A 20,493-nucleotide genomic window follows, 5' to 3' on the forward strand; every position below is an offset into this window, starting at 1 on the left:
GTTTCTAGTCAAATTTAGCTCGATCGAGCTTTGTGGCCAAACTGAGAATCGATCGGGATTTTACCAGACTTGCCGACCACATTTTGCGCGATCGGGCCCAGATTTTTGCCCAAATGCCAGCACCGCTACAGAATTTTTCCGCCCGCAGTAGCAGAATATGAATTTTTTGATACAACAATTACCCTATTGTTGTGCCAACTTTACATAGAAACCCCAAATCGTAAAACTGCCAGGGAGCATCTCAATGAAAGCAGGCAAGCTAGAAATTGGAGTTTTGAGACAGGAGGCAGGAGTTTTGAGGCAGGAGGCAGGAGGGAAGAGGGAAGAGGAAGAAGGAAGGAGCCAGAAGAAGTGTTTTTACAAATATGAGATGCTCCCAACTGCCAGTAGTCTGCTGTATGATCTATCAGCAATAATACTTAACAGTAACTCAGGGCACCCAAAGAGCGATAAAAGTTTCCGACAGGAGTTGTGGAGAGCAAAAAATTTTAGACATTAGGAGAACCTCAGATTCATCTGTGGAGTCAACTTCAATCTAAAATCTCAAATCTCCAATCGAGTGACAGCAAGGACAGCGAGCGTTTAGCTCTTGCAAGTGGGTTAGTTGCTTCGGGTAAGAGTCGATCGTACTCTCACCCAAATCCTAAAAATAGACTCTTGCGGTTGTAGAAGTCGCGGCCTTTTATTGTAACAACATCCTTGCTACTAACTTATTTCAGGGTATTCAACTGCTAATATATTCAAGGAGATTTCAAGGAGCGGGTTTTGCTCGAACACCTGCACCGCAGGCCGATCGATGTGCCAATGCGATCGTGACAGCCAGTCAAGCCTCAAATAAATACCCGATCGACTAAAATTTCAGCAATCACTAACAACTAACCGCCCAGTAGGACAGATGAATAAACACACTCGTCTCCGGTTGCGACACACCATCTTTCAGCCTAACTAACGGCTAAATTTTAACAGGCGGTAGAGCAAAAATATTCAACTCACACACAAGAGCAGGGTATTCAAAAGTGGGAAATCAAAAATTAGGAAATAAAGCAATAGAATGCCTGAATGTCGCGGAGGCACTGCACCAAATGGAAGCAAAATATTATAGTATGTTTGAAAATGCTGTGTCGGGTATTTTTCAAACAACCCAATCCGGTCGCTACATCAGCGCTAACCCAGCTTTGGCTCGCATCTACGGATATAATTCTGCTGAAGAATTAATGGGCTGTCTGACTGATATTAGCGATCAGCTTTACGTCAATCCCGATCGCCGCGATCAGTTTGTTTGTGCTTTGCAAGAAAAGGGCATCGTATCAGATTTTGAGTCGCAAATTTATCGCCGAGATGGAACAATAATTTGGATCGCTGAAAATGCGCGGGCTGTCTGCGATGAATCAGGGAAATTGCTCTACTACGAAGGTTTTGTAGAAGATATCACTCAGCGCAAGCAAGCAGAATCTGCACTTCGAGAAAGCGAAGAACGCCTGCGCTTAATAATAGAAGGGGTTAAGGATTACGCTATATTTATGTTAGATCCAGATGGGTATGTAGCTAGCTGGAATTCTGGTGCAGAACGCATTTTGGGATACATATCTCATGAAATAGTTGGCAATAATTCGGAGTGTTTTTTCACTAAAGATGATATTGAAATCGGCAAGCACAAAGAAAAATTAATCCGGGCTGTGGCCGAAGGTAGATACGAAAATGAAGGCTGGCGGCTTCGCAAAGACGGATCGCGATTTTGGGCGAATATTATTGTTACTCCTTTGCGCGATGAAAGGGGAAAGTTGCAGGGCTTTTCTCAAGTAATGCAGGATATTACTGAGCAAAAGCGGGCGGCTGAGGAAAAGATGCAGTTGATTGCTTCTTTGCAGGCGTCGGAAAAAAAGTTTCGCACTTTGTACGAATCGACGACTGATGCGGTAATGCTGCTAGACGAAGAGGGTTTTTTGGATTGCAATCCGGCTACTTTAAAGTTATTTGGATGCAGCACTGAGTCGGAGTTTTGCGGCAAGCATCCTTCGGAGTTCAGCCCGCCGTTGCAACCGGACGGACAAGATTCTATGAGTCTTTCTCAAGAGCGAATTAATACGGCTTTGCGATCGGGAAATTGCCGTTTTGACTGGCGACACCGTCGTTTGGATGGTTCTGAGTTTCCGGCGGAAGTGCTGCTAACTTCTATGGATATCGGCGGCAAAATTGGGCTGCAAGGCGTGGTGCGCGATATCACTTATCGGGTGCAGGCTGAGGAGGCATTGAAGCAGGCTAATGAGGTGTTGGAATGCCGGGTTAAAGAGCGGACAAGTCAGTTGGAAGAGGCTATTAAAAAGTTGAGTTTATCGGAAGAAAAGTTTTCTAAGGCTTTTCGCTCAAGCCCAGATCCGATGATTATTACTACTTTTGCTGAGGGTCGTTTTATTGAAGTTAATGATAGTTTTTTGTTGATGACTGGTTATGATTTAGAAGAAACGACCTGGAATACAGTACCGGGGTTAAATATTTGGGTAAGACCGGAAGATCGAGTGAATTTTAGGCAAATTTTACACGAACAAGGTGTTGTTCGCAATCAGGAATGCGAGTTTAGGATGAAATCGGGATCGGTGGTGGTGTGTTTGCTGTCAGCAGAGTTGATTAATTTGGACGGCGAACTCTGTATGCTGGCGGTGATGACGGATATTACCGATCGCAAACACGCCGAAGAAGCCCTACGGGAAAGCCAGCGGGCCTTGGCGACGCTGATGAGCAATTTGCCGGGAATGGCCTACCGTTTTCGCAACGATGCCGATCGCAGTATGGAGTTTGTCAGCGAAGGTTGCTATCAGTTAGCCGGCTATTCTCCTGAAGAATTTATCGGCACTCGGCAAGTTTCTATCTCGGAATTGACTCACCCGGACGATCGCGAGAATTTGTGGAATGCCGTGCAAGTTGCCTTACAAGAAAATCGACCCTATCAGCTAAATTACCGAATTACTGCTAAAAATGGCGAATTAAAATGGGTTTGGGAGCAAGGTTTGGGAGTTTTTTCCGACTCGGGAGAATTGATAGCTTTGGAAGGGTTAATTACTGACATTTCCGAGCAGAAACGCAGTGAAGAAGCTTTGCGGCGATCGCAAACAGAGTTAACCCAACAAAAACTGCAACTCGAAAATACTTTGCACGAATTGCAGCAAACTCAAGCTCAACTGATTCACACGGAGAAAATGTCTACTCTCGGTCAAATGGTAGCCGGTGTTGCTCACGAAATTAACAATCCTGTTAGCAGCGTCTGCGGTAATCTCGTCCACGTGGGCCACTACACCGAAGATTTGCTGAATTTGCTCGATATGTACCAGAAGCACTGCCCGCAGCCGCCGGCAGCAATTCAAGCTCAAATTAAGGATATCGAATTAGAGTTTCTGCTAGAAGATTTGCCGAAAGCGATGTCTTCGATGCAGGTTGGGGCCGATCGCATTCGGGAAATCGTGCGATCGCTCAGAAATTTCTCCCGCAAAGATGATTCTCAAATGAGCAAAGTTAACCTGCACGAAGGCATTGAAGGAACGTTGCTGATTCTGCAAAGTCGCCTGAAAGCCAGAGGTAACTATCCCGAAATTGCGGTAATTAAGGACTATGGAAATTTGCCTTTGGTTGAGTGTTATGCTGGGAAAATCAATCAGGTATTTATGAATTTGATCGGAAATGCGATCGACGCGATCGAGGAATACAACGAAGGGCGTTCAGTTGCCGAAGTCAAAGCTAACCGCAGCAAGATTAAAATTAGGACAGAAGTCCAAAACTCCAATGCTGTAATTAGGATTTCTGACAACGGCCCCGGTATGCCAGAAGAAGTTTCCCAGCAGTTATTCGAGGCTTTTTTTACCACCAAACCCGCCGACAAAGGCACCGGTTTAGGCCTGTCCATTTCCTACAAAGTTGTCCAAGAACACGGTGGCAAACTTAGCTGCGTGTCTGCACTCGGTCACGGAGCCGAGTTTATCATAGAGTTGCCGATCGAACAACCGATCAAACAATCCTAAAGTGCGATCGGGGCGATCGTATCGAGATAACGAGTCGCGGTTTCTAGTGAGGACTAAAGTCCTCATAAAACTCGCTCGGACTAAAGCGATAAAGTGCCGTGGGTATGGATCCCTAAATAGAGAAGTTTTGCTTATGTTCTGTATTACTATAGCAATCCTAAATGATTATACTCGTTACCAGGAAGAGCCTGGTAACGCAGATCCGGAGGCTCTGCCTCCATAGTCTGGGCCGAGGCAGAGCCTCGCTTACATCGGTTCCCAGGCAGAGCTTGGGAACCAGTTAAATAGAGAAGTTTTGCTTATGTTCTGTATTACTAAAACCCTGGCTTTGATCTCAACTCGAATTACTGCCCGCACTTACCATTGGTAATGATTGAGAAAGCGACTAATAATACTGGTACTTACTGTTTAACTACCAGCCGGGAAGTCCCGGGCGTATATTTAGAGGGGATTAATCTGAGCGCTGCGCCCCTTACCCCATTGGGAATTACGCCCGCGTGATGAAAGGCTCGTCGGGTGTAGGTACCCAAAGCGACAATTATTCTTTTATACCTCTTGATAACCTGGAAATACTCTGGTACTATATTAGCAAGTGGGGGTGGAACTACCTCACTATAAAAAGCCTTTGCAAAAAAGGAAAAACAAGCCTGCGGTCTAACGGTAATCCGTTGACAGTCAGGTTAGTTCACGAATGGTTAACATTGACCTACCTGATTGTTTTTACGCCCTGTCTTTCACCTTTTGGGACAAAATGCAAGGGCTAGTTGAGAATGGTGCAAGATGTGAGATCCAACTGAGATATTGCACCATTCTCGCTTAACAGGCCGGAAAGCCTGTTCATAAAAGCTTATTGACATTGGTGCAATATTTCAGATACAACTAACTATTTTTGACAAGGACTAAAAGATTGTCGGTGAAAGACAGATACACCGCAGCGTTCCAAAGCCAATTTATGTTTGGCTGTTCCATATCCCTTGTTATTTGTCAAGTCATATTCAGGATACTTAACAGCCAAACGTACTATTAATTCATCGCGCCAAACTTTCGCCACAATACTAGCAGCAGCAATCTGAATCGATCGCGCATCACCCTTAATCATCGTCTCTTGCTCGATCGCCAAATTGGGAATCCTTTGATTCCCGTCAACCAAACACAAATCCGGCGTCACCTTCAACTTCAAAATCGCCCGTTTCATCGCCAACAAAGAAGCCTGCAAAATATTGAGGCGATCGATCTCCCGCACCGAAGCCACACCAATTTGACAGTCAACCGCCACAGCCCGGATTTTCACAGCTAACCGACTCCGGGCTGTGGCACTCAACTGCTTGCTGTCGCGAACCCCGCAACTTGCTAATTCATCGAGAACTTCGTCGGGCAAAATGCAGGCCGCAGCCACCACCGGCCCGAACAAAGCGCCTCGTCCGACTTCATCCACACCCGCAATTACCAGAGCGTTCGAGGGAGAGGGGGAAAGGGGAAGATGGAAAGATGGGAAGAGAGTAAAAATTTCTACTTCTTCCTTCTTCCTTCTTCTTTCTTTCCTCTTCTCTCTTCCCTCTTCTTTCATAACTATTCATCCACAAGGGCAGATGAGCGACGGCGCCGGCGACGGTTGATAGCAGGCTCCTCGGGTTCGCTTGATTCGATCGGCTCAGGGGATTCGATCGGCTCAGGGGATTCGATCGGCTCATTGAGTGAGATCGGCTCATTGAGTGAGATCGGCTCAGGGGATTCGATCGGCTCATTGAGTGAGATCGGATCCTGGGATTCGTCCATCACATCACTGGGTTCCTCCATCCGATCAAAATCATCAGTTTCGTCGATCAAACTCTCGCCATAAATTTGGACATCATCATCATCATCATCATCATCATCGGCCTCAGAAAAAACAGGCTCAACTACCGACCTTTCTGGATAATAATCCCGTTCCTCATCCTCAACATTCTGTGGAGGCGTCGTCGCTTCAAATTCAAATTCGAGCTGCTCGAAAGGCGGCTTGTTGGGGGCCGCTCCTGGGAGAGTCACCGAAACGATCGCATTCTTAGGATTTTTCACGCTGCGATCAGTAAGCACCAAAGGAGAAACCCCCATCAGAGCATAAACATCCTGCTCCTCCGCCGTCATTTCCACCGAAATCACCTCTGGAGGCTCCACCATCGGCTTCATCAACTCAGACTTAGCCGGACGCACGCGATCGAAATCCTCGCGCCTGCCAACAGTAGCCATATTCACCAGCCCGAAGCCCTCCGAAGCCGCCCGGATGCCGGGGGGTGCAAGATACTCAGAGCGCGTATCCGCGACGGGCGCGCTCGAAGTATTCGGCAGTCGCAACTTGCTACGTACCGGTTCCTCCTCCACCGGGAGGGCAAAAGGCTCTTCGCCAATCCGGCGGCGGCGGCGCCGTCTAGTTCCGTTCCCCAAATCCTGATAGCTGGGATGGTTGAGCAAGTCCAAAGGCGATGCGTTGCTGCCGCTCTCAAAATCCAAACTTTCGCTTTGAGGCTCCCAAGCAGCCCTAGCAGGTTCGGGGGGGCGTTCTTCCCGCACCGGGGCAGTAGTTGCAGCAGCCACAGGCGTCAAGCTGCGGCGTTCCAATCCTTCGGGCAAATTCAACAAAACGCGGTTCGACGTAGCAACAGTGCGATCGCCCGATTCCCGCACCGCTGCGGCGAAGTCTTCTTCCCCAGGCAAGTGCACCAGATGACCCAACCCGCTGCAAGTAGGGCAACTGTGGCCGAACAACTCGTAAATATTTTGACCTTGGCGCTTGCGAGTCAGTTCTACCAGTCCCAATTCCGACAGTTGAGCGATTTGCGGTCGAGCTTTGTCAGCTTTGAGAGCTTTATTGAAATGTTCCAGCACCTGCAACTGATCGCGGCGGGATTCCATGTCAATAAAGTCAACAATAATCACCCCGGCAATATTGCGTAACCGCAGTTGTCTAGCAATTTCCGTGGCTGCTTCGCAATTTGTCCAGAGTACCGTTTCCCTAGCCGTCGCCGATCGAGTAAACGAACCAGAGTTGACATCGATCACCGTCAGCGCCTCAGTCGGCTCGATAATCACATAACCGCCCGAAGGCAAATCAACCCTTGGTCTGAGGGCTTCTCGAATCGCAGCGTTAACGCGGAAAAATTCTAAAATCGAGGCGCGCTCTCGGTGGTGGTCGATCAAAACTCCCGCCGGCAGTTTACCGCCGTTCCAGCTCATCAACTGCTGCTTCACCCGCTTAATTCCATTTTGCGAGTCCACCACAATCCGATTCACGTCACCGCTGAACATATCTCGCAGCACCCGCTGGATAAAATCGTCATCGCGGTTGAGCAGTGCCGGCGCCCGCGAGGTACCGCCTTCAAGTTGAACGGCTTCCCACTGTTTTTGCAGCACTTCCAAATCTTCCATGATCGCTTCTTCGGTCATCCCTTCAGCTTCAGTGCGTACCAGCAGCCCCATCCCGGCCGGTTTCACCAAAATAGCCAGGGCTCTGAGGCGGTTGCGCTCGGCTTCCGACTTGATCCGCCGTGAGAGATTGACTCCCCTGCCGTAGGGCATCAGTACCAAATAGCGGCCCGGCAGGGTAATGTTGCCTGTCAGCCGGGGGCCTTTGCTGCCCGTCGGTTCTTTCATTACCTGTACCACCACTTTCTGCTGGGGGGTCAGGAGTTCTGTAATTGCTCCTGCCGAGCGTTTAAGGCGCAGCGGGCCGAGGTCTGTGACGTGCATAAACCCGTTACGTTCTGGATCGCCAATATTAACGAAGGCCGCATCTATCCCAGGGAGTACATTTTCAACAATTCCCAAGTAAATGTCACTGACTTGGTGGCTGCCTGTGGCTACCACAAGTTCTTGGATTTGATCTTCTGAAAATACGGCAGCAATGCGATGCTGCTCTGCTATAACTATCTGCTTTGTCATTCAATTTCCTCAAAAAACTGGCAGCAAGTTAGAGACACTTACGCACTCATAGTGCCTCTGACTTAGACTGTAATTAGTAGTAGCTTGAAGAGTTATTAGCTGTGAGTTGGTGCAGGGTGGAAAGAAAGTTAACTGTTGACCGTTCACTGTTAACTGTTAACTGTTAACTATTGACTGTTAACTGTTACAGATAAAGTAGTTAAACCCGCCCGTACAGAGTTATGAGTTATGCTCAGCAGATAAATCTGAGAGATAGAAATAAGGAGGCTTTTATCGAGTTAGCACTATTGAGATTTGAGTTGACAATTGCGAAATCAATACTCAAAATTCAACACTTACAACTCTTCCTTTGAACGAGCGCGAATAAATTCATTGACACCGTACTAATTTCTTAACACACAACTTAACACTACGAACTGATAACTCCGCTTGCGTGGTGGTTGAGGGCTGGTTTTGAGGGAAAGTAGGTAGGAGTGAAAGCGTAAGGACTTTTGTTGAATTCTTGTGCGATCGCACTCAACATACCCCACCTTGGCATTCGACTGCAACCTCCGCCCCTGCCAACCCTAAAACCTCGTCAGTCGATTTTAGATTTTAGATTTTAGATTTTAGATTTACTCCACAGATGAATCTGGGACATTTAACTAGAGTCTAAAATCTAAAATTTTTGGTTCTCCACGACTTAAGTCGGGGGCTTATTTCCGTTTTTTGACGGGTCAGTCGATTTTAGATTTTAGATTTTAGATTTTAGATTTTCTCCACAGATGAATCTGGGAGATTGAACTTTAATCTAAAATCTAAAATTTTTGGTTCTTCACGACTTAAGTCGGGGGCTTATTTCCGTTTTTTGACGGGTCAGTCGATTTTAGATTTTAGATTTTAGATTTTAGATTTACTCCACAGATGAATCTGGAAGATTGAACTAAAGTCTAAAATCTAAATTTTTTGGTTCTTCACGACTTAAGTCGGGGGCTTATTTCCGTTTTTTGACGGGTCAGTCGATTTTAGATTTTAGATTTTAGATTTTAGATTTACTCCACAGATGAATCTGGAAGATTGAACTAAAGTCTAAAATCTAAAATTTTTGGTTCTTCACGACTTAAGTCGGGGGCTTATCTGCGTTTTTTGACCCGCCAAAAACATCTATTGTTGAATACCCGCTCTGCGGTTTGAACCGTGAGATTTTTGAATAAGCCGACCACCGACAACCAGTCGATCGCTCGAAATTAATCGCTAAATTTGGTTCAGACCCCGCTCCGGCGGGTTTGGCGCTAGATTTAGCCCGTGAATGTACAACAAAAAGGCTTAAAGTCTTGAACAGAAGCAAATTGCACCCAGCCCGCGTTGCTGGTTGACGAGGGCGGCGAGCGACTAAAGCGCTCGAGCCACCGCGGCTTCCATAACAAGCGATTATAGCTTGAAACGACACATCCCGATCGAGAGCCGAAGGTGAAATATTCCACCGCGGCTTCCCTATTTTAACCATAACCCAGGATTAGCTGACTACGCTCAACCTGTAGAAGCTGAATTTCCTGCTGGCTGACTTGTTCGAGCATGAACACAATATGTTCTGGCTTTAGCAAGTTGCCATCGCTGCGACAACTGCCGGTAAACCGCAAGACGGCTCTACCTTCGGATGTAGCACCCCTAGCAGATGTGCTGCTGTCGGGTTTGTGCTCTACAAGTTCTAGTTTGTGCAGCCGATCGCGCAAATTGACATCCTTCGTCTTTCCCGACTTAGTAGTATGCACCCGCCAAAAAGCCTCGGTTTCGACGATCGTCTTGACCCAAGCTTCCCAGTTGGCATCAGGAGCTACGGAGACAGGAGCAGAATTTTCATGGTCTAATTCGCCATTTTCTGTCAACGAACCCCCTAAAGCCACAGTAATCACGTACTCCGCTGCTTCTAACAACTGGTTAGCAGAAGGAGCCTTAAGATCGATCGACTCAACCTTGTAAATCGGAATATTTTCCGGCAGCTTAGCGGCCAACTTTTCCCGAAAACTCTCAATATCGATCGACTCAGTGAGCTCAAAGTCAGCAATTTCCCCAGTGCTGGTAACACCCAGAGGCAGAGCATTTGCCAGAGAAATCCGAGGATTCGGGTGAAACCCGCCGGTAAACGAAATCGGCAAATCGGCTCTGCGGACTACTCGATCCAACAATCGGATCAAATCCAAATGACCAACCAAAGCCATATCGCCCACCTTCCCGAACCAAACCCGCAAACGCTGTTTCCGCTCCGTATTCGGGACAAACTCCCCAGCAAACTCAGGAATTGGCAGCGCATCCACAACCACATTGTGTCCGAAATCAGTGCCACAAACCCCGCAGCGCGAACACCCTTCAAAGGAACAGTCGGGAACCGTCGCTGCTTCCAAAGCCTTTTGCAAGTCAATTTTCAGCCAGTTTTTGTCAATCCCCGTATCTAAATGATCCCAAGGCAAAGGTTGATCCAGTAGGGGCGGTGCCCCCGTGCCCGCCCCCGCTGGTAAATTCATCCGTGTATCCGTGTCCGCATCCGTGTCGTGCTCCTCTTCCTTCTCAAAAAGATTCCACTCGCCGCTTTCGACTTGGCGGTATTTCCAGGTAAGGCCAGATTCATCGATCGCCTGAGTCCAAGCTTTGTAAGCCTGATCCAAACTTTCCCACCACGCATCCATACCCGCGCCAAGTTCCCAAGCGCGGCGGACTACAGCGCCCAAACGTCGATCGCCCCTTCCGACAAAATCCTCCATTGCCGAAATCCGCACATCAGTGTAATTCACCTTGACGCCCCGCATCCCCCGAAACTCTTCCTTCAGGAGTTTTTGCTTGCGGAAAAACTCAGCAGTAGAAACCGAGTGCCACTGAAAAGGAGTGTGAGGCTTAGGCGTAAAATTAGAAATTGTCAAGTTAAAAGTCAGTCCCCGGCGACCATCCACCCTGCATTCCCGGTGCAGCCAGCGGACTGTTTCGGCGATGCCGAGAACATCAAAATCTGTTTCTCCCGGCAAACCGATCATAAAATACAGCTTGATTTTATCCCAGCCGCGATCGACCGCAGTTTTGACACCCCGAAGCAATTCTTCGTTGGTCAAACCTTTGTTAACGATGTCGCGCATCCGCTGAGTACCAGCTTCCGGCGCAAAAGTCAAACCGCCTTGTCGCGTACCGCCGAGAATGTCGGCAATATTATCGTCAAATCTGTCAACTCGCTGGCTGGGTAGAGACAGAGAAATATTTTTATCTTTCAGGCGATTTTTGATTTCCATCCCGACTGCTGGGAGTGCCAGATAGTCGGAACAACTCAGGGAAAGCAGGGAAAACTCGCTGTGCCCGGTGGCTTGCATCCCCTGTTCGATCGCCTCTACGACTTGCTGCGGTTCGACATCGCGCGCGGGGCGAGTCAGCATTCCCGGCTGACAGAAGCGACAGCCGCGGGTGCATCCCCGGCGGATTTCTACTGTCAGTCTGTCGTGTACTGTCTGGACGTAGGGAACCAGGCCGATCGAATAAGCTGGTATCGGAGTTGCCACGCGGCGCAGAATTCGTTGTGGAACTTGCGGGCGGTTGGGATGAACAGAACCGTCGGCCGCCATATCGTAGAATTGCGGGACGTAGACGCCTGGAATTTGCGCTAAATCCAGCAGCAATGCTTCTCGGCTCAAATTATTAGTTTTGCCTTCTGCCAAAATCAAGCCAATTTCTGGCAGCAACTCTTCTCCATCTCCCAAAGCGATGAAGTCAAAAAAGTCCGCGTAGGGTTCGGGATTAGAAGTTGCTGTTTGCCCGCCAGCAAAAATCAGCGGAATTTGAGCACCGTTTTGGGCATTTGTCGCTCTTTCTTGCCAAGTTAGGGGAATGCCGGCTAAATCCAGCATTTCCAGAATGTTTGTTGCTCCTAGTTCGTAGCTGAGGCTAAAGCCCAGAATATCAAATTCTGTGAGTGATCGCCTTGATTCTACGGCAAACAGGGGAGTTTTGGTCGATCGCAGTTTTGCTGCCAAGTCGGCGGCGGGCAAATAAGCCCGATCGCACAACTGTCTCGGCCCTGCGTTCAAAATGTTGTAAAGGATGATGTGCCCCAGATTGGAAGCACCAACTTCATAAACTTCTGGGTAAGTGAGAACCCAGCGCACAGACGCCGCGTCCCAAGGCTTGTGCGTCGCCCCCAATTCGTTTCCCAGATAACGAGCAGGCTGATTAATCTCTGCTGTAAGTAATTCTTCGACTTTTACTGCCACGGCTCGACTCGCTAAATAGTTGCGACTCTTAAGCAGCCTACCTTAAAATCTGCCAACACGCCAACGACAGTAGTCTGTCTTTTCGGGCATTTAACCGAATTTGCTGTGTTTTTTTGCCTGTTCTCGTCGCCCAGGAGGCTCTATCAGTGTTGTGTTACGCAGGAGTTTTCGGCTTCAAAGCTATCGACATTTTCAAATATCTCAAACACTCGATCCAGTTGGCTGAGTTCCAGAATCATCTTAATCCCAGGGGATACCGAGCAAAGACTAAACCTGCGCCCCATTTTTTTCGCCTGCTTGAGGCCCGAAACCAATGCCATCAAACCTGCACTGTCAATAAATTTTACCGCGTCCAAATCTACGAGTACCGCTACAACACCGGGGGCTGCAATTGCTGTCATTAGTTGTACGCCGAATTCTCCGCAGGTGGCTGCATTCAGGTAGTCTAGGGGTCGAATCACCGTAATTGGTTTATGGGCAAGAAGTGTCTGCATATGTCAAACCTATGATTGCTACGTATTTTCAACTACTGCGCTGGACGGATGTAAGCCTAAACCTACTTGATTCCTCTGAGCCTAACTTAATCCGAGGCAAACTGACCAGTTGTTGTCAGTAGTTTTACTGAATCTTTATTTATTGACTCTTCTTTATGAAGTTTTGCATAAGATTTGGGGAGGAAACGTAAGCTACTATACTATTTTTTATTGATACCTGCAGGTTGAGTCTTGGTAACTATAAAAATTGCGATCGACTTGGCCCTAGCTGTTAGATAAAACTGAACATTGTAATTTAAATCACTTGTTAGTTCTGATCTAGATCACCTGTTTGCTCGACACTTCAGAGGAGAATAAAAATGTACGGAGTTCTCCGACTTACTATGCAAGCAACTCATGCTATTCGTCAACTTGTAGAAAAAGCCCTCTACATTAAGCAGTTGACGCCTGACATTGAAAACGAAATCAACTACGAGCTCACCCGTTTGGGGTACATCTCGGATATTGATTATGAGGCTTTAGAGTTATTAATGGATGAAATGGATGCCGGCCGGGTGCAATTGGTATCTAGCCGTCGATAGTGGGAAGCGGGCGACCAGTCCACATCCAAAAACCAAAAAATCTTTGCACGGCGGGCAATAGAGGCGTGTTAGAAGCATTTACGCCGGCCGCATATTTTTCTCATGAAGCATCTGGTTGCTGAACTTGATATTGGAGGAAATAGTGTTAGGGGCGATCGTCCCTGCACCTCTGATCAAAAGCTAAAAACTTTGACTTAAATTAAATCTATAACTTTTGGGGTATGACAAATTAGGTTAATTGTAAATATGAGTCATGCTTAATGAAGCAGCTAATTGCTGAACTTGATATTTGAGGAGAGACTGTTAAGGGCGATCGTCCCTGAACCTCATACAATTTTAGATTTTAGATTTTAGATTTTAGATTTGAGAAATCGTAATACTGATGATGATCGGGGTTTGGAACTTGTCTACAGTTGCATTCCTTTGAGAAACTGCTATCAGTATCAAAAACTACACACTGTGACGTAAATTAAATTCATAACTTTCGGGACTTGACAAATTAGCTCTAAGTCTAACTAATACTAAAAAAAGTTTTTCGGCAGGATTAGGACAACCGGGCAAGTCTCGCAAATAAAGCTTAAATTTTAAGTATATAGTGCCAGTTAGCCTTAGTCCTAAGAATTATCCGATCGCTCGAATGCAAGAAAATTGGTTTGTAGTTACGAACTCCGTCATCGCCGAGTAAATCTAAAATCTAAAATCTAAAATCCTTCGGGCGTCCCGCCAAACTTGCCACCACCGCCACCAACTCAGCAGGCTCGATCGGCTTGGGTACATAAATTTGAAAACCTTCCTGGAGCGCCCGTACCCGTTCCTCTACCCTACCAACCGCCGTGAAGGCCAACGCCGGAATTTCCCTGTCCACCATCCGCAATCGCACTTGTTGCAGCAAAGCCTCTCCATCAAGGGCCAGCAGACCAATATCGATCGCCAACACATTCGGATTCAGCCTTTCAATCGCCTCCAGAGCATCCTTTCCAGAGCTAGCAGTCTCCACCTGGGCCCCGCAATCTTCGAGCACAGTACAGGCAAAATCCAGGGAATCCGCGTCGATATCGACCACCAATACCCGCACTCCAGAAAGATTGCTGCTGACAAAAGACTCCTTTACAGGGGCTCGCGCCTTGCTTTGAGGAATCGCCCACTCCCCGAGTCCAGCAACAGACAATCCGCCGTCGCAATGAAGCTGTTGAATTGGCAATTTCACTAAAAACCTCGATCCTTTTCCCTTCCCGGCAGATTCGGCTTCCACCGTCCCCCCGTGCATTTCCACAAAATGTCGCACTAGAGCCAAGCCCAAACCCAATCCGTTGTACGATCGTCTTATAGAGCTGTCAGCTTGGCTGAACCGCTCGAAAACGTGGGGCAAAAACTCTTCTGAAATCCCTTGTCCCGTGTCGCTGACCTCAATTTCGACACTAGCGGGCGACAAATTTTTGCAGCAAGCGGATTCCTCAGAGCCCAAAGTCCTCTCCATCTTTCGCACCCCCACCCTCACCTGTCCGCCATCGGGAGTAAACTTAATCGCATTCGACAGCAAATTCCAGGCTACCTGTTGCAAGCGGCCCGAATCGGCAAAAATCCGCCCGGTAGTTGGGTCGAAATCCGTCACAATTTCAATATTTTTGGCGGCAATCGCGGGCGCGAGAGTATCGATCGCACCCTCAACACTCGAAATCACATCCACCCACCGCAAATTCAGCGACAGTTTTCCGGTAATAATCTGCGACACATCCAGCAAATCGTCGATCAGAGTTGCCAGCGAGCGTGTATTGCGGTCGATCGTTTCCAGAGCCCTAACAGTCGTTTTTTCGTCAAACTTGCGGTTTCGCAGCAGTTGCGCCCATCCCAGCATCGCATTCAGCGGCGTTCGCAATTCGTGGGACAAAGTTCCGAGAAACTCGTCTTTAATCCGGTTCGCCCGCGCCAATTCCTGGGCTCGATCGTGCAGTTCTCTTTCCAACTGCTTACCAACAGTCAAATCGAGAATAAAAGCCACAGATTCTTGCCGCTTTTGCGCCAGCAAAACATATCCGATCAACACCGGAATCCGGCTGCCGTCTCTCCTCCAGAATTCCTTTTCGTAGGGAGTGCAAGCCCCCGTTGCTTGTGCCTCTGCCATCCCTTTCTTGTCGAGAGACTGGTACTCCGGCGGCGTGATATCAATCGAGTTTAATTCACCGCCCTGCAACTGTTCCCGCGTGTAACCAACTATCCGCAAAAATTCATCGTTTGCCTCAATGATACCGCCGTTAACATCCCCGAAGATAATTCCTATCAAGTTAGCTTCGGCTAACATTCTCAGCTTTTCTTCGCTAGCTTGGAGTGCAGATTCTGTGTGCTTGCGATCGGTAACGTCTTGGATGTAACCCGACAAACCAGAATCGGAAGGATAAAAACGCATCTTCAACCACTTATTCCATAACGGTACGAATTCTTCATACTCGACCGTTACCTTTTCTGCTACTGCTTTGGTAGCCATTTTGTAAAACTGTAAATCGACAGCCCAGGGAAATATATCCCAAAAATTTTTACCAATCAGTTCGGCTTTTGGTTTGCCTAACAGCTCAATAGCTTGGTGGTTGACATAGGTATAGTTCCAATTTAAATCAACAGCGATAAAAGCATCGGTAATGCTTTCGAGAATGTTAGTAATTCGATAGTTGGCCGATTGCAGCGCTTTAGCTGTTTCTTCTGCTTGCAACCTCGCTGCTTGTTCGCGCTCCAAAGCTGCCGCGCGTTCTTGTTCTGCCTGTTTTCGATCGCTAATATCGATGTAAGAACCGATGTAACCTGCAAAAGTGCGATCGGGCCTGTACCGGGGTACGCCCGTACCCAAAACCCAGCGGTATTCCCCGTCATAGCGTCTCAGGCGGCATTCGAGCCGGTACTCGCGACCAGCGTGGAAGGCTTTTTGGTAAATATCCAAACATTCTGGTAAGTCATCTGGGTGCAAGTTGTCCATCCAACCCGTGCCCATTTCTTGCGCCAAAGTTCTACCGGTAAACTCCAGCCAAACTTTGTTAAAGTAATGGCCAAGTTGGTCTGTATCCGACATCCAAATCATTACCGGCGCGGTATCCGCCATAATCCGAAATCGAGCTTCGCTCTCCTGCTGCTGTGCTTCCGCTTGCTTGCGCTCGTTCCGTTCTTGAACTTCGCGCAGGGCCCGCTGAATCGACGGCACCAAGCGTATCAAACGGCGTTTGAGAACATAATCAGTAGCCCCGCTTTTCAAAGTTTCGATCGCCACTTCCTCGCCCAAAGTAGCCGAAACAAAAATAAATGGCACTCCCGGACAAGTAGTGTGGGCGATTTCCAATGCAGCTATCCCGTTAAAACAAGGCAGCATATAATCTGCCAAAATAATGTCAAAACGTTGTTTTTCCAGCGCCGCGGCAAAGTCTTCTCGAGTTTCCACACACACCAGAGAAAATTGGAGCCCGCCATCCATTAGATATGCCTCAATCAGTTCGGCATCTAGGGGACTGTCTTCTACTAACAGGATACTGAGCGTTTTCACAAAAGTTCCTTTTACTTAAATATTAATTATCGGATCCAAAATTTGAGCGGGCTGCGGCTTTAAGTGAAGCCCAAAAAAGTCTTGCGTTTTGAATCACATAAAAAAATGTAAAAACCAATTGGTTTCATGATTTGAGCATTCATATCTCAATCCTAACTTCTAATCAAGTCTATTGCTTCTTGCTGCGGGGTGAATCCCCGCTCTAACTTGATTGGCTAGTACGCTTGTTTTTCCTTAACTTTCGTCGGTTTCCAAGGAATCGGCACCGCTGGAGTCTTACTTCTATGCCGCAGTTTAGCTATACCCTGTTGAACAAATAATTTCGCGCTTCTGGCTAGAAACAACTAGCTATGTAGTAATTTATCTCGCTTGCTCCTAACTACTGCTACCTCGTTTGGCAGATTATTTTTTTGTAGTGATGCCCCTGTTAATTCTATATTGCTTTGTCGCTCGTCTCAAGCTGGAATTCGCTGGAATCCTGCCCTTATTTCCTGAATATCGATTAATCCTGTCAAAAAAAGTCAAAGTTGCTGGTATGTCTGCTTTACTTTTTGCCGGATTTGCCTACCATCTAAGCGTTGCATGGTAGGCAACGCTTGGATGGTCGAGCGCAGTCGCCCTCAAAAATTACCGCTACTTTAGTTGCCACGGGTTACACTGCATCTATCCACAGATATATTTTTGCAGGCACACAGCACTCAACCTACATATATTCCCCTGAATTCGGTAAAACTGACATCTTGCAGCAATATCAATAAGAGGATTTTTCGTGGGGTCGGGCGGGTTTATAGAACCTATTTGCAAGCTTTAAGGCTGTTGGCGAACCCGCCCCTTGTATCTTAAAAGAGTCAGGCGATTGAACCGGAGACCGCAGGCTATAGAACCGCAGACACGGTTGTAATCGAACCGTAGACACGGTTGTAATCGAACCGTAGACACGGTTGTAATTGAATCGTAACACGAGTAAAGATAAAGAAACCATTAAAGTTTCTTCCTTAAGGTACAGGTGACAGTAGAAATTGTTCTGATAGGACATCAGAAATCGGTGAAGTTGGCCCGCCCCTTAGACTATTACAAGTCTGTTGCGTAGATAAGCTCCCATGACTGATGACAGGCGCACATAAAAAACTGGACAGTATCTTAGGCGCTCGTTTTAACGGGACAGCCTGCATTGACAAGGTTAGTTAAATTGCCTGTCATGTTCTTTCATACAAACAGGGAGATCGGAGCCAACCATGACATCGACAGTTTTAGGCATAGATATCAGTAAAAAAGACTTTCATGTCGTTTTACTGAAAGAAGAGCGTGGCTCAAAAACCAAAAAGTTCACGAATAATACCGAAGGATTTGAGAGCTTGAATAATTGGCTCAAAAAACAAGGTGTCGAAGAACTTCATGCCTGCATGGAAGCCACGAGCATTTACGGAGATGCCCTCGCTGAATTTCTGTATGAAGCAGGCTACCAGGTCAGTGTGGTCAATCCGGCTCGGATTAAAGGGTTTGCTAAAAGCGAACTTTTACGTACTAAAACTGACTCTGTAGATGCAGCATTGATTGCTCGTTTTGGTGCGGCAATTAAACCATCACTTTGGAAGCCGACCCCTCCCGAAGTTAAGGAGTTACAAGCTTTACTGCGACGACTAGAATCTTTGACCGAGATGTATCAACAAGAAGAAAACCGTTTGGAAACAGCTACAGTAACAGTGGCTAAACTTACGAAAGCTCATTGGGAGTATATCAAACAACAACAAGCAGAAATCAAAAAAATGATTAGCGATCATTTTGACCAACATCCACACTTAAAACAGCAGCGCGAGCTATTGACTTCGATTCCAGGTATTGGAGAACAAACTGCCGCTGTATTGTTAGCTGAAGTTGGTCGGATTGAAGATTACAAGAATGCCCGTCAACTAGCCGCGTATGCAGGTTTAACCCCGTGTGAGCGCAGTTCAGGAACTTCTGTGCGTGGCAAAACTCGTTTGTCATGTACTGGTAATGTCCGGCTGCGAAAGGCATTGTATATGCCTGCGGTGGTGGCGATGCGTTGTAATCCTTTGCTCAAAGCTATGACTGAACGATTGTTGGGTCGTGGAAAGGTCAAAATGCAGGTAATTGGTGCCTTGATGAGGAAACTGGTGCATTTTGCTTTTGGGATTTTAAAATCCCAAAAGCCTTTCGACCCCAATTATTTGAGCGCTACCCCTTGACAGGTCAAGACAGTATCTACGGCTAATTGAGAATGGTGCAAGATATCAGGTAAAACTCATAGGTTGCACCATTTTCAAGAACAGGCTTTCCGGCCTGTTCTGTCAAAGAGTGAATTTGATTGTGGGATGGGCAGGAGAGCCCGTCCCTAAAAAGCTTATGGAAAAGGGTGCAAGATATAAGTAAAACGAAGTGCCGCCCCGAAAATCTGAGAAAGCTCGATCGACCAATTAATTTCCTATACAAATAATAGAAAATTTGATCTGGACTAGCTACACTTCGATTCCCAGGCTGTCTCTGACCACGAATTTCTTGAGGGTACCCGCCACGTGATTTATCCGTGGAATCAATCCCAAATCGAAAATCCTCAAGAAAGAGCATTTATCTCGCGCAAGTCAATTCTTTAATCTAAAATCTAAAATCTAAAATCTAAAATCGATTGACCGATCGGCTTATTGATTGAACCGACCCAAAATGTCTTAAAATATACAAAACGGTGAGCTGCTGCACAGCCCGCATATATTAAAATCAAGCGCCAACTTGCAATAATTCTTTAAAATAAAGGTACAGCACCGGCGATCCCTAACTCTTCCCCCTCAGAAAGGGTAGGGTTTAGCAGAATTGAAGACGATCGTCTATGGTGACATCCAGTAAAGCCCGTGCAGTTGCTTTAGTCTCAGCTTTATTCAGGTTATTGGGAACCAGTTACGAGGAGATTTGACCCGCCGTGCTCCAACGCATCAAACAAGACTTAAAAAACGACCTGATCGCAGGACTATTGGTAGTGATACCCTTAGCTACCACCATCTGGCTGACAATTACCGTCGCCAGTTGGGTGATCAATTTTCTCACCAAAATTCCCAAGCAGATCAACCCTTTTGACGGACTCCACCCGATTTTGGTGAATCTGCTCAATCTTTTAGTAGGGCTGGCTGTACCCCTGCTGAGCATCTTAGTCATCGGCTTAATGGCCCGCAACATTTTCGGTAAGTGGCTGCTAGACTTTGGCGAACGGGTGTTGCAGGCAATTCCCCTAGCCGGTTCGGTTTACAAAACTCTCAAACAACTGCTGGGAACCCTCCTCAAATCAAACGACAAATTTCGCCGCGTGGTGTTAGTGGAATATCCCCGGCGGGGCATCTGGACTTTAGCATTTGTGACCGGTACGATCGAGAGTAACGATATCCCGCCTCACCTTTCCGGTGAAACCCCGATCGGCATTTTCATCCCCACCACTCCCAACCCCACCACCGGATGGTACGCTATAGTGCCGGAGGCAGATTTAGTCAATTTGTCAATGTCGATCGAAGATGCCTTTAAAGTCATCATCTCCGGCGGCATCGTCAACCCCAACAACTCAATTGCAGTAACCCCCGAAAACATCAAGGGCAAAACACTCGAACCCTTTGTATCCGAATCAAGATACCAGCCTGTCCCAGTCGAAGAAGATTGAACCAAGACATCTTTAGGATCGCGAATTAAATAACTTACAATTTTAATTGTTATTGTGGGATGGGCGTCCCGCCCGTCCTTTTTGGA

General features: G+C 47.2%; 12 protein-coding genes. 5 read left to right on the plus strand and 7 right to left on the minus strand.

Going from position 1 to position 20,493, the window contains the following annotated elements; genetic code table 11:
- Positions 1 to 4: 4 nt before the first annotated feature.
- Positions 5 to 178: a hypothetical protein gene (locus QT987_RS24595; RefSeq protein ID WP_333058293.1), complete on the minus strand. Its 174-nt coding sequence runs from the start codon at positions 176 to 178 to the stop codon at positions 5 to 7.
- Between the two features lie 66 nt (positions 179 to 244).
- Between QT987_RS24595 and QT987_RS24600 the strand changes: the two genes are divergently transcribed.
- Positions 245 to 499, plus strand: coding sequence for a hypothetical protein (locus tag QT987_RS24600; protein WP_333058294.1), 255 nt, complete (start codon positions 245 to 247; stop codon positions 497 to 499).
- Between the two features lie 517 nt (positions 500 to 1,016).
- Entirely contained in the window at positions 1,017 to 4,010 is a 2,994-nt protein-coding gene (locus tag QT987_RS24605; RefSeq protein WP_333245474.1) for a PAS domain S-box protein, read from the plus strand.
- A gap of 883 nt (positions 4,011 to 4,893) precedes the next feature.
- On the opposite strand, the gene QT987_RS24610 is transcribed toward QT987_RS24605, so the two are convergent.
- The 5 genes from QT987_RS24610 to QT987_RS24630 form a co-directional block, all read right to left on the minus strand.
- Entirely contained in the window at positions 4,894 to 5,577 is a 684-nt protein-coding gene (locus tag QT987_RS24610; RefSeq protein WP_333245477.1) for a ribonuclease HII, read from the minus strand.
- 2 nt (positions 5,578 to 5,579) lie between these two features.
- Complete coding sequence (locus tag QT987_RS24615) at positions 5,580 to 7,925, minus strand: Rne/Rng family ribonuclease (protein WP_333245480.1); 2,346 nt, start codon at positions 7,923 to 7,925, stop codon at positions 5,580 to 5,582.
- 409 nt (positions 7,926 to 8,334) lie between these two features.
- Positions 8,335 to 8,463, minus strand: a complete 129-nt coding sequence (locus QT987_RS24620) for a hypothetical protein (protein ID WP_333245483.1) — start codon at positions 8,461 to 8,463, stop codon at positions 8,335 to 8,337.
- A 940-nt stretch (positions 8,464 to 9,403) separates the two neighbouring features.
- Positions 9,404 to 12,151, minus strand: coding sequence for a TIGR03960 family B12-binding radical SAM protein (locus QT987_RS24625; protein ID WP_333245486.1), 2,748 nt, complete (start codon positions 12,149 to 12,151; stop codon positions 9,404 to 9,406).
- A 143-nt stretch (positions 12,152 to 12,294) separates the two neighbouring features.
- On the minus strand, positions 12,295 to 12,645 hold the full coding sequence (locus tag QT987_RS24630) for an STAS domain-containing protein (RefSeq protein ID WP_333245489.1): 351 nt from the start codon (positions 12,643 to 12,645) through the stop codon (positions 12,295 to 12,297).
- 383 nt (positions 12,646 to 13,028) lie between these two features.
- Here QT987_RS24630 and QT987_RS24635 point away from each other — a divergent pair, with 383 nt between their 5' ends.
- Positions 13,029 to 13,226, plus strand: a complete 198-nt coding sequence (locus QT987_RS24635) for a hypothetical protein (RefSeq protein WP_015176637.1) — start codon at positions 13,029 to 13,031, stop codon at positions 13,224 to 13,226.
- Between the two features lie 694 nt (positions 13,227 to 13,920).
- On the opposite strand, the gene QT987_RS24640 is transcribed toward QT987_RS24635, so the two are convergent.
- Positions 13,921 to 16,749, minus strand: a complete 2,829-nt coding sequence (locus QT987_RS24640; RefSeq protein ID WP_333245492.1) for a PAS domain S-box protein — start codon at positions 16,747 to 16,749, stop codon at positions 13,921 to 13,923.
- Between the two features lie 1,235 nt (positions 16,750 to 17,984).
- Between QT987_RS24640 and QT987_RS24645 the strand changes: the two genes are divergently transcribed.
- Positions 17,985 to 18,956, plus strand: coding sequence for an IS110 family transposase (locus QT987_RS24645; RefSeq protein ID WP_333245495.1), 972 nt, complete (start codon positions 17,985 to 17,987; stop codon positions 18,954 to 18,956).
- Positions 18,957 to 19,681: 725 nt separating this feature from the next.
- Positions 19,682 to 20,407, plus strand: coding sequence for a DUF502 domain-containing protein (locus QT987_RS24650; RefSeq protein WP_333058302.1), 726 nt, complete (start codon positions 19,682 to 19,684; stop codon positions 20,405 to 20,407).
- Positions 20,408 to 20,493 lie beyond the last annotated feature (86 nt).

The organism is Microcoleus sp. SVA1B4 (assembly GCF_036700545.1).
GTDB lineage: Bacteria > Cyanobacteriota > Cyanobacteriia > Cyanobacteriales > Microcoleaceae > Microcoleus.

Bases quoted from the DNA above. Each gene is read 5' to 3' on its own strand.
- QT987_RS24600 (WP_333058294.1), top strand. From the start codon at position 245: ATGAAAGCAGGCAAGCTAGAAATTGGAGTTTTGAGACAGGAGGCAGGA.
- QT987_RS24610 (WP_333245477.1), bottom strand. From the start codon at position 5,577: ATGAAAGAAGAGGGAAGAGAGAAGAGGAAAGAAAGAAGAAGGAAGAAG.
- QT987_RS24615 (WP_333245480.1), bottom strand. From the start codon at position 7,925: ATGACAAAGCAGATAGTTATAGCAGAGCAGCATCGCATTGCTGCCGTA.
- QT987_RS24620 (WP_333245483.1), bottom strand. From the start codon at position 8,463: ATGCCAAGGTGGGGTATGTTGAGTGCGATCGCACAAGAATTCAACAAA.
- QT987_RS24630 (WP_333245489.1), bottom strand. From the start codon at position 12,645: ATGCAGACACTTCTTGCCCATAAACCAATTACGGTGATTCGACCCCTA.
- QT987_RS24635 (WP_015176637.1), top strand. From the start codon at position 13,029: ATGCAAGCAACTCATGCTATTCGTCAACTTGTAGAAAAAGCCCTCTAC.
- QT987_RS24645 (WP_333245495.1), top strand. From the start codon at position 17,985: ATGACATCGACAGTTTTAGGCATAGATATCAGTAAAAAAGACTTTCAT.